Consider the following 12633-nt stretch of genomic DNA (forward strand, 5'->3'; position numbering starts at 1 on the left):
GGCGGGTCAGCCCGGCCAGATGACGCCCCGCAGCGGCCCTGCGGCGGGTGGCGGGCCGGACGGGACGGTGACCCGCACCCGCGTCCCGGCGCCGAAGGAGCTGGTGATCCGCACCGTCCCGCCCAGCGCGGCGGCGCGCTCGCGCATGGAGCGCAGCCCGAGGTGTCCCGGGTACTCGGCGTCGGGCTCGAAACCGACCCCGTCGTCGACCACCTCGAGGATCACGGTGGACCCGTCGGCGTGGAGCCGGACGCCGACGTGGTAGGCGTGCCCGTGCCGGGCCGCGTTGTGCAGCGCCTCCTGCGCGATCCGGTACAGCGCGTGCTGCGCCTGGAGCGAGACCTCGGGCACGTCGTCGAGGACCGTCTCGACGACGAGCCCGTGCCGGGCGCGGACGGCGTCGGCCTCCTTGCTGAGTGCGGCGTGCAGTCCCTCCAGCTCCAGGGACTCGGGGCGCAGCTCGAAGATGAGTGCCCGCATCTCGGCGAGGGCCACGTCGGCCAGCTGCAGCACGTAGTCCGCCGGCCCGGAGATCTGTCCGGGGTCCCGGTCGAGCAGCTCGCGGATGGTGCGTGCCCCCAGCGCGATCCCGTAGAGCGCCTGCGACACCGAGTCGTGCAGTTCCCTGGCGAGGTGCTGCCGCTCGGCCAGCGACCCCCTCTCCCGGGCCGCGGCGAGCAGCAGGAGGTTGCCCACGATGGTCGCGGCGTCGCTGGCGACGACTCGGAGGAAGGCGACGTCGGGGTCGTCCGGCCGCTCGGCGAAGAAGCAGCAGAGCGCCCCGCGGGTCGCGACCGGTCCGATCAGCGGGAGGCACACCACGGTGGTCCAGGCCGCCTCGTCCAGGAGGTCGTGCACCGGGCGCAGCCGCTCGTCGCCGCGCAGTCGCGCCCTCGCGTCCTCGACGACCACCGGGCCGTGCCCGGTGATCGCCTCCATCGCCGGGTGCTCGCCTCCGCGGCACGCGGCGTCCAGCCCCAGCACCAGGGCCGTCGGCAGGCCGTGGCTGCCCACGGTCCGCAGCCTCTGGTCGCCGTCGAGGAGGTGGACGGAGCAGGCCTCGGCGTCGGCGAACTCGACGACGCTGCGCGCCAGGTCGTCGAGCGTCTCCTGCAGCGGCCGCTCGGCCAGCATCGGCGTCACGGCCAGCTGTCTCAGGTGCTCGCGCATCCGGACCCGTTCCACCGCGACCGCGGCGTCGGCGGCGAACAACTGCACGGTCAGCACCTGCTCGTCGTCGAACGCCACCTGCCCGTGCCGGTTCACGAGCTCGACCACCCCGACGACCCGCTTCCGCACCAGGAGCGGGACGAGCAGCACGGACCCCGCGCCGTCGTGCGCCGGGGGACCGGCGCCGGCCCGGGGCTCCGGGGACGGGTCGGCGACGACGCAGACGCGCCCGCTGCGCATCACCTCCGCCGCCATCGACGACACCGCGGACGAGGCCGCCCCCTGCGCCGCATCCCCGTCCGGGCCGTCGGTGGCCCGCGGCACCAGCTCGCCGCCGGGGGAGGGCATGACGACCGTCGCGGCTGCCGCCCCCACCAGCCACCGGGCCAGCCGGGCGGTGCGCCGCAGCACCTCGTCGCTGGGGCCCGCCTCCAGGACGGCCTGGGTGATCTCGGCCAGCGCCCGGAGGAGGCGCTGCTCCAGCCGCCCGCGCTGGTGGAGCTTGTCCTCGAGCGACCTCTGCGCGGTGAGGTCCTGGACGACCAGGCAGAACCCCTCGAGGTGCCCGGCGTCGTCGGTCGACGCCGACAGCACCGTCCTGCCCCAGAACCGGGCCCCGTCCCCGCGCCGGAGCCACCCGATCCCCGTACAGCTGCCCCGGCGCGCCGCCTCGGCGAGGGCCCTGCCCGGTTCGCCCGACTCGGCGACCGCGGAGGGGTACAACCGCTCGATCGGCTCCCCGATGATCTCGTCGGCCCGGTGACCGAAGCTCTGCGCGGCCCCCTGGTTCCAGCTCGCCACCCGGCCCCGGGCGTCGACGGCCACGATCGCGCAGTCCGTCACCGAGTCCACCAGGCGGCGGAACAGGGACCCGTCCGCGGGGCGTGCGACGTCGCCGTCCGCGGGGGCGGCCCAGGGCGAAGGCACCCCGAGCCGGCCGGTCTCGTGCCACAGGGCACTCGACGCCTCGGCGTTCACGGCAGCCACCACCCCTGGTGTCGATGCTCGCGTGAGGTGACCGGGGGAGGGGAGAGACCACGGGCTCGGGTCCGGGGAGCCTATCGCTACCGGTCGTTGCGTAGAAGGACCTCCGCCGTGGCTCGGTGCCGCGCCCGACCCGGGCCGAGGTCACCGCGGCTCCCCGGGGGACCGCGGCGTCGGCACGATCCCCGACTCGGTGGCCTTCGCGACCGCCTCGAGCATCGAGCGGGCGCCCAGCTTGAGCAGCACCTTGTGGACGTGGCTGCGCACCGTCGAGTACTCGACGCCCAGGTGGCGGGCGAGTGCGCGGTTGTCCATGCCCCTGGCCATCAGGCCGAGGACCTCGCGCTCGCGGGGGGTCAGACTCGCGCCGAGTCGGGTGTGCTGGGCCCGTTGGCGCGCGATGACACGCCGCCGGGTCAGCAGCTCGGCGAGCCGCTGGGCGGGGATGAGGATCTCGCCGTCGGCCGCCCGGTGGATGGCGCGGACGAGGTCGTCGCTGGGCGCGGACTTGAGCAGGTAGCCCGCCGCGCCGGCCTCGACAGCAGCGGTCACGGCGTCGTCGGACGAGTCGGCGCTGAGGAAGACGACGGCGGCGCGGGGGCGCAGTTCGCGGATCCTGGCCGCTGCCTGCGCGCCGCTGCCGTCGGGGAGCCGGAAGTCGACCAGGACGACGTCCGGCTCGGATCGCTGGACCGCGTCGACGGCCGCGGCGACGGTGGGGACCCAGCCGAGGACGTCCAGGTCGGGGTACTCCGCCAGCAGGGCGGCGAGGCTCTCGGCCACCACCTGGTGGTCCTCGACGAGCAGCACCCGGATCGGGGCGTCCGGCGGGCTCTCCGGGACCGTCATGGTGCGTGCGTCTCCTCGTCCTGGCGCGCGCCGTGCAGGGCGTCGGCGGTGTGGGGGATCCAGAACTCGACCGTCGTCCCCCGGCCGGGGGCACTCTCGATCCGGCACCACCCACCCGCGATCTGTGCGCGTTCGACCATGAGCGGCAGCCCCAGGTGCCCCGGGACGGACTCCGTGTCGGGCTGGTAGCCGACGCCGTCGTCGCTGATGGCGACGAGGCACCCGTCGTCCACGGTGGACAACCGGACGGTCACCGTGCGGGCGCGGGCGTGCCTGCGGATGTTGGTGAACGCCTCCTGGGCGATCCGGTACACGATGAGCTGCACGTCCGCGCTGGGCTCGGAGCGGAGCCGGTTCGTCACGGTGAAGGTGGTGCCGGTGTCGGAGCGCAGCTGTTCCAGGTGGCCGGTCAGGTTCGCGACCAGCCCCAGCTCGGTCGACGGCGGCTGCAGGTCGAACGTGAGGTGACGCAGCCGGCCGATGGCCTGCTGGACGGTCTCCTCGACCACGGCGAGCAGGTCGCGCTCGGCGGGGGTGCTCAGCCGGCGGCGCAGCTGCTGCAACCGCAGCGAGGCCGCGGTGATCGCCTGCAACGGGTCGTCGTGGATGGCCGCGGCGATGCGCTTGCGCTCGTCCTCCTGGGCCCGTACCAGGTGGGTCAGCAGCAACTGGTGCTCGTGGTCGCTCTTGCGGAGCAGCTGGAAGCTGCGTTCGAGGGCCAGCTCGGAGCGGCGCTGCTCGGTCCGGTCACGGATCGTGGCGGCCACCAGGGACCGGTGTCCGTCGCGCAGCCGGCTGAAGACGACGTCGGCGGGGAACCCGGTGCCGTCGCTGCGGCGGCCGGTCAGCTCGACCCCCGGTTCGGTGCCCCGCTCGGCACGGGGCGGTGGCGGGCCGCTCCACCGGCGCACGTACGTCTCGACGGGACCGTCGAGGAGGAGCTCCAGCGGTCGCCCCAGCAGCTCGCCGGGCCCGTAGCCGAACAGCAGCTCGGCCTGCTCGTCGACGAGTTCCACCCGTCCCGCGGTGTCGACCGCGACGAGGGCGTCGGGGGCGGACTGCGGCACGTACCGGTGGTGGGTGTCGACCGCGTCGGGGGTGCCGAGGTCGCGCAGGAACACCGCCACGAGCGACTCGCCGCCGAGGTGCAGGGATCTCGTGGTGACGGCCACCGGGAACTCGGTCCCGTCGCCCCGGACACCGGCCAGCTCGGCCGCGGGGCCGGGGGCCTCGTCGGGCGGTGCGCTCCGCGCGTGGAACAGCCGGTCGGCGAGGGTCCCGTGGTACCTCGGGGGCAGCAGCGTGGTCGCGGGCTTCCCCGTCAGCTCGCGCCTGACCCGACCGAAGACCCGGTCCGTCCCCGCGTTGACGAGCCGTATCCGGTCGTCCGGCCCGACCAGCACGACGGCTGCGGGGACCGCGTCGACGAGGTCGTGGAAGGCCTCCTCGCTGTGCCGGAGCTCCGCGGCGGCGCGCCGGTGGTCCTCCCGGTCACGCAGCAGGGCCCGGGCGAACCGGGTGCCGAGGTCGACGGGCATGCTGAGCTGGCCCCGGCCGGCGCGCTGCACCGCCTCGACGATCTCGGTGCCCGGCGTGCCCTTCAGCAGGTAGCCGGCGGCGCCGGCGGCGAGCACCTCGAGCACCAGCCCGTGGTCCTCGAAGGCGGAGAGCGCGAGCACGGCGGTGCCCGGCGACCTCGCCCGGACCTCGCGTGCGGTGTCCGGACCGGTGCCGCCGGGCATGCGCATGTCCACCAGCACCACGTCGGGGCGCAGCTCGGCCGCCTGCCGCACCGTGTCGGCGTGGTCGTCGGCGACGCCGAGCAGCACGATGCCGGGGTGGCTGACGAGGGTGTCGGCCAGCGCGTCGCGCATCGCCCGGTCGTCGTCGGCCACCAGGAGCCGGACGACGGCGGCGCTCATCCGGTGCCTCCCGTCTCGGTCGGGGCCGGTTCGAGCCGCGCCTCCCGCGGCGCCGGGACGAGGTCGGCGGTGTCCGGCGCCAGCCAGCCGAGCGCGACCGCCATGGGCTCGACCAGCACCCGGTAGGACCCGCCGCTGATGCGGTGCTCGGCGGCGAGCGCGCCGGCGGCGTCCCACGCCGCCGCCCAGAAGGCCCAGTCGGTCCGGTCGTGCGACAGGGCCACGCTCATCGCCCGCTCGCGGGCCACCATGGCGGCGTTGTGGACCAGGGGACGGTCCTCCGGCGGCATCGCGCGCTGGATCGCCGCCCAGGCGGTGGCCCGCGCCTCCGCCGGTGTCCGCCGCCATGCCCTGGCGACGGCATCGACGTCGTCGGGACCGAGGTCAGGGATCTGTACGAGGAACCCGAGCAGCTTCTGCGAACCGGGTCCGAAGATGTCGATCATCTCTGGCCCTCTGTCCCGTGCGTGAGGCCGTCTGTGCTCCTGAACGGGCTGGCCGTCATCCTCCGGCCGGCCGGCCACCGCGGGCATCCCGCAGGACTCGGAGCCGCACCGGGCACTTGCGAGGGGAGCCGGCGACCCACCCACGGGGGAGGTCGCCCGAGCCGAGCGGGGGACGCCTCCTGCGGACCCGGGGCGGGTCGGGCGGTCACCGCCGCGACGCCGCCAGGGCCCCGGCCCCCGAGGTGGCCTGCACCGGGCGCCCGCCGGTGGCCGGGCGGTGCAGGACGCGGCGTCCGACTCCCCAGACGGTCACCCGCCACAGCGCCTCGCGGACGATCGCGCCGCTCATCTTGCTCGCGCCGCGCTCCCGCTCGACGAAGGTGATGGGGACCTCGACGACGCGCAGGCCCCGCTCGACCGCCCGGCGGGCCAGGTCGATCTGGAAGCAGTAGCCCTGCGACGCGACGGTGTCGAGGTCGAGCTGCTCCAGCGCGCCGGCGCGGATCGCCCGGTACCCGCTCGTCGCGTCCCGGACCGGGAGCCCCAGCGCCAGCCGGGCGTAGGCGGTGCCGCCCCGGGACAGCAGCCGGCGCGTCGCCGGCCAGTTGCGGACCGCACCCCCGGGCACCCACCGGGAGCCCAGCACCAGGTCGGCCCGGGTGAGCGCGGCGAGCAGCCGGGGCAGTTCCTCCGGCTGGTGGGATCCGTCCGCGTCCATCTCGACCAGCACGTCGTAGCCCCGGTCCAGACCCTGGCGGAACCCGGCGAGGTAGGCCCTGCCGAGCCCCTGCTTGGCCGGCCGGTGCAGCACCGACACGTGGTGGTCCCCGGCGGAGAGACCGTCGGCGATCCGCCCGGTCCCGTCGGGGCTGTCGTCGTCGACCACGAGGACGTCCGCTCCGGGCACGGCCGCGCGCAGCCGGCCGACCACGGATGCGATGTTGGCTGCCTCGTCATAGGTCGGCACGACGACCAGCACCGCTCCGACGTCGCCCACCGACTCGACTGCACGACCTGCGTTCATGGTTCGCCTCTGGACGGGTGTTGTGCGGTTCCGCCCGGTCGGTCGCCTCGTCGATCCGGGGGATCCAGAACTCGACGGTGGCGCCGGCACCGGGCGTCCTCTCGATCCGGCACCAGCCGCCGGCGATCTCGACGCGCTCGTGCAGGAGGGTCAGGCCGAGGGGTACGGGGTCCGACCCGGCGGTGTCGGCGGGGTCCCCGACGCCGTCGTCGGCCACGATGGCCAGGACGCCGTCACTGACCTCGTGCAGCCGGACGTGGACGGTGCTGACCCGGGCGTACCTGCGCACGTCGGTCAGCGCCTCCTGCGTGAGCCGGTACGCCAGCGCCCGGGTCTCGACGGGCAGGCCCCCGCTCAGGCCGTGGTCCAGACCGACGGTGGCGCCGGTGTCGGCGCGCAGCTGCTGCAGGCACTGCTGCACGGCGACGAGGGACCCACCCCGCTCCGGTCCGGGTCGCCGCAGGTCGCACACGAGGTGGTGCAGCCGTCCGACGGCCAGCTGCATGCTCTCCTCCAGGCGGGTCAGCAGCCTGCGGTCGCCGGGGTCGCTGAGGCGCCGCCGCAGCTGCTGCAGGCGCAGGGAGGCCACGGCGATCGCCAGGATGGAGTGGTCGCGGACGTCGGCCGCGATCCGTCTCCGCTCCTCGTCCTGGGCGCGCACGAGGTGGGTCAGCAGCGTCACGCGCGCCCGTTCGGTCGCGTGCAGCCACCGCACGCTGTCGTCCACCACCCCCAGCGCGCGCTCCAGCTGCGCGTCGTTCCAGAAGGACAACGCCAGCCCGTTGCCCGGGTCGCGGCCGAGGGGGGTGATGGTGAGTTCCACGGGGACCTCGGTGCCGTCCCGGCGGCGCGCGGCCACCTGCAGGCTGGTCGTCACCCGCGTGGCGCGGCACCGCTCCAGGTGCTGCGCGACCTCGGCCCGGCAGCGGTCGGGCACCAGGACGTCGACCGGGCCGCCGACCACCTCGCCCGGCGGGTACCCGAACAGCTGCTCGACGCCCGGGTTGACCCGGCCGACCCGGTCCTCGGTGTCGACGATCAGGAGGGCGGCCCTGTCCCGATCGAGGACCCGCCCCGGCACCGGGTCGCCCGAGGAGGCCACCCGGCCGCCGACGGTCATCCCTGCCCGCCCTCGGACGGGGCGGCCGGCTCCGGCGGCGCGCCCTCGGGCGGGGGAGCGCCCTCCGGCGGGGCGGCCGGCTCTTGCGGCGCGCCCTCGGGTGGGGCGGCCCCCTCGGGTGGGGTGGCGCCCTCCGGCGGGGGAGCGCCCTCCGGCGGGGCGGCCGGCTCCTGGGGGGCGCCCTCGGGCGGGGTGGCGCCCTCCGGTGGCTGGTCGCCCTGGGGCGTGTCCGCCGTCTCGGCGAGCTCCGCCGGCAGCGTGTACTCCGCCCGCTCGGGGACGTCGCCCACCGGGCCGGTCGGCGCACTCGCCTCGAACTCCACGGTGGTCTGGCCTCCGCTGTCGCGCCCGATCAGCGTGAAGGACAGCGTGCCCTGGTCGCCCCCGTCGACCTGGAAGCTGCCGGCCGGGCCCGCCTCGCCGCGGTCGTCGACCCGGAACGCGGTGACCAGCTCGCCCTCGCTGGTCTCGCTGCGGCCGAGGTAGACCAGCACGACCTCGTCCGGGCCGAACCCCTCGGCGAAGAAGCTGAACGTCGTACCGGGGGAACCGCCGTACGTGCTGGGCCCCGCGCTGGGGGTGTAGGGCAGGATCTCGAAGCCGGACCGGGTCGTCGCCCTGCTCAGCTCCCCGATCATCACGAGGCTGTTCGAGCCCGACAGCCCGTACGGGACCTCGAACCCGACCCCGCCGAAGCTGCCCTGGCTGTCGGCCTGCGCGGTCATCAGCGGCGCCCCGCTGGACGCGTTGACGTAGACCAGCACCCGCTCGTCGGGTGCGAAGCCCTCCCCGGACAGCGTCAGCACCTGCTTGGCCTTCACCGCGTACGGCGTCGCGGCAGAGGTCGGGTACAGGCCGTTGAGGAAGAACCCCGCGGTGGCCGTGGTGCCGCTCTCCTCGCCGACCAGCACCAGGGTGTTCTCGCCCACCGTCCCGGTGCCGACCCGCACCGGTGCCTCGTCGACGCCCCCGCCCTCGCCCGCCGTCAGGGTCGCCGAGGGCTCACCGGACACCCGGCCCCAGAACACGTCGATCGTCTCGTTGGGCGAGAACCCGCGCGCCGTCACCGAGATGACGTCGCCCGGCTGCCCGGTCTCCTCGCTGAGGCTGACCGACCCCGTGCCGGCGGTGGCGACCGCCTCGGCCTGCGCGGTCTTGTCACTGTTGCGCTGCTGGGCCGTCACCACCACGTTGCCCGTCGCCAGCTGCTCGGGCAGCGTGACCTCGGCGGTGAACCCCCCGTTCTCGTCGGTCTCCGCGGACCCCACCGCCTCGCCCGCGGGAGGCTGGTCCGCCGGGGCGTCCGCGGGGCTCACCGCGAGGTCCACCGTCGCCCCGGGGTCGAAGCCGGCGCCGTCGACCGCGATCGCCGCACCCGGCTGGGCCACCGCCGGGTTCAGCGTGATCAGGGAACCCGCCGGCGCGATCTGCTGCCCGTCGATGACCACCGGCTCGGGCGGGGGTTCCGCCGCGGCCTCCGCGCCCCCGTTCCCCGCGCCGGGCTCGGACTCGCCACCGGAGCTCCCGATGACACCGCGGCCGACCCAGACCGCCACCGCGAGCACCGCCAGTACCACCGCCAGGGTCCGCCACCGGAGGGGCGGCAGGGACGTGCGCCACCTCGCGTGCCGGGACGGGGCGTCGGCCGGGGCGGGGGCGTCCGCGTGCGGGGCACCCGTCGAGGGCGGGCCCTCGGCGTCCGGGGCGTCGGGCGGACGCCTCCGCCACCGGACGGGAGGCAGGAACGCGCGCCACGCGGCGCGCGGGGACGGGGCGTCGGCCGGGGCGGAGGTGTCCGCGTGCCGGGCACCCGTCGAGGGCGCGCCTCCGGCGTCCGGGGCACCGGGCGGACGCGCCGGGACCGGCGGCTCGGCAGCCCCCGTGGCCGGTCCTCGGACGTCGCCGGAGGAGGACGCGGCCCCCCTGTCAGCGGCGCCGCGCGTCGCGGCCCGCGGGACGTCCGAGTCGTCCGGGAGCACGCCCGTCCCGCCGGTCACGGACTCCGACGGGTGCGGGCTGCGGCTGACCGGGACGTCGGGTCGGGGGTCGCCGGGTGCGGGGCGCACCTCTCCCTGGGCGGACGGTCCCGCGCCGGCCGGGTGCGGGGCCGGCTCGTCCGGGACGCCGGTGCGAGTGGCCGCAGGCTCCTGCTCCTCGGCCGCCCGGCGCGGCTTGGGACGCAGCAGCCGCGCGGCCGACCGGTTCGTCGCGACCTTGTCCGGGGCCTCGGTGGAGTCGCTCATCTCGCTGGTACCTCCCGGCCGTGGGGACGGGCGGGGACGTCGTCACCCGACGCGGTGCACGAACAGGGCGACGTCGCCCTGCTCGACCTGCCACACCTGCTCGGAGTGGCTGTCCAACGCGTCGAGGATCCAGTCCTCGCGCCCGTCACCGTTGTTGCGGTCCATCGCGACGCGCATCTTGTTGGACATCACGATGTAGTCGATCTCCTGCCAGTCCTGACCGAAGAGCTCGTCGCGCACCTCGGGGTCGGCCGACGCCTTCCAGTGCGAGTGCGCGAACTCGTATCCGGCCTCGCGCAGCGAGATCCACATGTCGTCGTCGATGATCAGCTTGGCGTCCTTCGGCACGTTGTCCTCGATCCACGCCAGCTGCTCCTCCTGCATCCCGGTCAGGTTCAGCCGGTACATGTCGTGGGCCTGCAGCTGGCCCTGGTCGCCGTGCACGACCAGGTAGCCGCCGACCGGCGAGAGCAGCGCCGCGGCCGCGGCCACCAGCACCGCCCTCCTCGCCATCACCGGGACACGGCGCACCAGCGGGCCGGTGACCAGGCCGATGTTGAGCGCCAGCAGCGGGATCAACGGCAGGACGTAGAACTCCAGCAGGACGCTGCCGCGGGCGAGGTAGACCCCGTAGCTCAGCACCAGGAGGGCCGCGACCAGCTGGCTCTGGTTGCGGTGCGAGTCCCGCAGTCCCCGGACCAGCAGGACGACGGTGGCGGCGCCCCCCGCGACCAGCAGGAACACGTCCTTGGGCAGCCAGAAGTCGTTCATCATCTGCCAGAAGACGCTGTCGCCGCTGATCGCCGTCCCCTGGGTGCGGTTGAGCTGCCACCACACCGTGTACAGCAGCGACACCCGGTCGGCGGGTGGGTTCTCCAGGTCGAAGTTGAGGCCCGTCGGGAACAACTCCTGCTTGAGGAGTGCGTACATGAGATAGAAGGTGACCGGCGTCCCTGCGGCCAGGAAGAAGAAGCCCCTGGCGAACCGGTGGTTCAGCCGGCCACGGATCCGCCGGTACAGCAGGAAGACGAGGACCGGGCCGAAGAAGATGGCGTTCTCCTTCGTCGTCACGGCGATCCCGAAGGCGAGTCCCGCGACGAGGGAGGGGGTGATGCGGTCGTCGGTCCTGCTGAGCAGGTAGAGGCTCAGCAGGAGCCAGAAGACCATGAGGTTGTCCAGCAGCACCTGCCGCTGGTAGAAGATCGCCAACGGCGACAGGTTGAACAGCGCCGTCGCCACCACCGCGGTGGTCGTGCTCCCCGAGAAGCGTCGCGCGATCTCGAACAGGAAGAACGCCGACGCCGTGTGCACCAGCACCATCAACACCCGGCCGGTGTCGACGGGATGACCGAACAGGTCGAACTGCCCGGGCAGGATCCCGACCCACGCAGCCAGCGTCAGCCACCCACCGGGCGCGTGGTCGTAGAAGTAGGTGTACGGGGACAGCGTCGCCTCCCGCAGCACCGCCCACGCCTGCTGGAGGTAGATCCCCTCGTCGGTCAGGTACAGCGGGTAGCGGAACAGGTTGTAGCCGTGGGAGAGAGCGCCCGCCGCGAGCAGGGCGAGCAACACCCGGTTGTCCCGCGGCTCCGCCCCGGCCCCCGGGTCCTGCGCACCGGCAGCCGCCCCCCTCGGCCGGGCGACCCGCGGCCCACCGGCCCGGTCCGACGCAGCCTCCCCGGTCCGCGGACGCACGGGCGTCGCGACCGGGGACTCGGAGGTGTCGGGAACGGTCTGCGTCATCGCCAGCTCCAGCCCCCTCTCGGCGAGGCCCCATCGGGGGCGACCGTCCCGTGGATCGTCCGTTGCGGGATCCACCGCCGGCATCCCGCGAGAATCCGTCCCGCCCCCAGCACTTCGGGGGTCCGCCGGCTCACCCGAAGGGTGGCCACCCGCCGGGTACTCGCGGCCGTGCGACCGCCCCGGCCCGCCGTGCCGGCTCCCGCGGACGCGCTCACGGCGCCGGGGTCAGGCGCGGGACCGCTGCGCCCGCGGCGGGGAGCGGCTGCGCGGTGTCCGTGACGGCGTCGTCGCGCAGGGGTCCGCCGACGGCGAGCGGTCGCCGGTCACCGCGCTCCACCGGTGCGGTCCCGGCACCCCCGGGCCCGTCGTCGGCCACCGCGAGGCCGGCCGGCACGCCTCCGCGCGTCGACGTGCCGGTGTCGCGCCACACCCACAGCGTGCTCGCACCGAAGTTGAGCCCGGCGGCGACGGCGATCCCGGCCAGGTCGGCCGGCAGGTGGTGCACCCCGGCCCCGACCAGGGACCACACCACCGCGACGTTCAGCAGGACCGTGGTCAGGGAGCTCACGCCGTACCGGGCGAACCGGGCCAGCGACACCCGGCGCCACCCGAAGGTCCAGCGGTTGTTGACCAGGTAGTTGTGGACGACCGCCGTGGCGACGGCCACCGGCGAGGCGACCAGCAGCGGCAGGTCCGCCGCCGCGTAGAGCACCTGCAGCACCAGCACGTTGACGACGACGCCGCCCGTGCCCACCACGGCGAAGCGCAACGCCCTGACGGGCGTCGACACCCGCGGGGTGCGCCCGGTGACCGGAGCAGTGCTCCACGACGACTCTGCCATCCGCCCGTCGTCCCTTCATCCACCGGCACCGGAACCGTGCGACGCGGGGCCGGCGGTCCGCATCCCGCAACGAAGCGACACCGCGGGCCGACTTCCGGGGGGCACGGCGTTGACCTCTGCTGGGGAGGGAGGCGCCGGTCACCGGGAGGGGGTGCTCGCCAGGTCAGGGGAGCGCGACACCGCGACGCCCCGGCGTCGTCCGGTCGCCCCACCGCGGGGAGGGGTCGCCCGTGCGGCGGGGGCGCACCCCCCGAGCGAGTGGGTCCCCCCGACCCCGGGAAGTCCGGGCAC

Annotated in this window: 9 protein-coding genes; all 9 read right to left on the reverse strand. The window is 75.2% G+C overall.

The window, feature by feature from the left end:
- Positions 1-6: 6 nt before the first annotated feature.
- Complete coding sequence (locus ACI79L_RS11425; RefSeq protein WP_456936903.1) at positions 7-2148, reverse strand: GAF domain-containing protein; 2142 nt, start codon at positions 2146-2148, stop codon at positions 7-9.
- A gap of 150 nt (positions 2149-2298) precedes the next feature.
- Entirely contained in the window at positions 2299-3003 is a 705-nt protein-coding gene (locus tag ACI79L_RS11430; protein ID WP_456936904.1) for a response regulator, read from the reverse strand.
- Positions 3000-4925: a PAS domain S-box protein gene (locus ACI79L_RS11435; protein ID WP_456936905.1), complete on the reverse strand. Its 1926-nt coding sequence runs from the start codon at positions 4923-4925 to the stop codon at positions 3000-3002. The genes ACI79L_RS11430 and ACI79L_RS11435 overlap by 4 nt, the downstream gene beginning before the upstream one ends.
- Positions 4922-5371: a hypothetical protein gene (locus ACI79L_RS11440; protein ID WP_456936906.1), complete on the reverse strand. Its 450-nt coding sequence runs from the start codon at positions 5369-5371 to the stop codon at positions 4922-4924. Before ACI79L_RS11440 ends, ACI79L_RS11435 begins: the two co-directional genes overlap by 4 nt.
- 205 nt (positions 5372-5576) lie before the next feature.
- Positions 5577-6368, reverse strand: coding sequence for a polyprenol monophosphomannose synthase (locus ACI79L_RS11445; RefSeq protein ID WP_456936907.1), 792 nt, complete (start codon positions 6366-6368; stop codon positions 5577-5579).
- Entirely contained in the window at positions 6325-7515 is a 1191-nt protein-coding gene (locus ACI79L_RS11450; protein ID WP_456936908.1) for a PAS domain S-box protein, read from the reverse strand. The genes ACI79L_RS11445 and ACI79L_RS11450 overlap by 44 nt, the downstream gene beginning before the upstream one ends.
- Complete coding sequence (locus tag ACI79L_RS11455) at positions 7512-9092, reverse strand: hypothetical protein (protein ID WP_456936909.1); 1581 nt, start codon at positions 9090-9092, stop codon at positions 7512-7514. Before ACI79L_RS11455 ends, ACI79L_RS11450 begins: the two co-directional genes overlap by 4 nt.
- 708 nt (positions 9093-9800) lie before the next feature.
- Complete coding sequence (locus tag ACI79L_RS11460) at positions 9801-11330, reverse strand: ArnT family glycosyltransferase (RefSeq protein ID WP_456936910.1); 1530 nt, start codon at positions 11328-11330, stop codon at positions 9801-9803.
- Positions 11331-11712: 382 nt separating this feature from the next.
- Positions 11713-12342 carry a GtrA family protein gene (locus ACI79L_RS11465; RefSeq protein ID WP_456936911.1) on the reverse strand — a complete coding sequence of 210 codons (630 nt, stop codon included), beginning with the start codon at positions 12340-12342 and terminating at the stop codon, positions 11713-11715.
- Positions 12343-12633 lie beyond the last annotated feature (291 nt).

It is taken from the genome of Geodermatophilus sp. SYSU D00684 (assembly GCF_054050455.1).

Coding starts and splice junctions, on each gene's coding strand:
- ACI79L_RS11450 (WP_456936908.1), bottom strand. CDS start 7,515: ATGACCGTCGGCGGCCGGGTGGCCTCCTCGGGCGACCCGGTGCCGGGG.
- ACI79L_RS11440 (WP_456936906.1), bottom strand. CDS start 5,371: ATGATCGACATCTTCGGACCCGGTTCGCAGAAGCTGCTCGGGTTCCTC.
- ACI79L_RS11465 (WP_456936911.1), bottom strand. CDS start 12,342: ATGGCAGAGTCGTCGTGGAGCACTGCTCCGGTCACCGGGCGCACCCCG.
- ACI79L_RS11430 (WP_456936904.1), bottom strand. CDS start 3,003: ATGACGGTCCCGGAGAGCCCGCCGGACGCCCCGATCCGGGTGCTGCTC.
- ACI79L_RS11435 (WP_456936905.1), bottom strand. CDS start 4,925: ATGAGCGCCGCCGTCGTCCGGCTCCTGGTGGCCGACGACGACCGGGCG.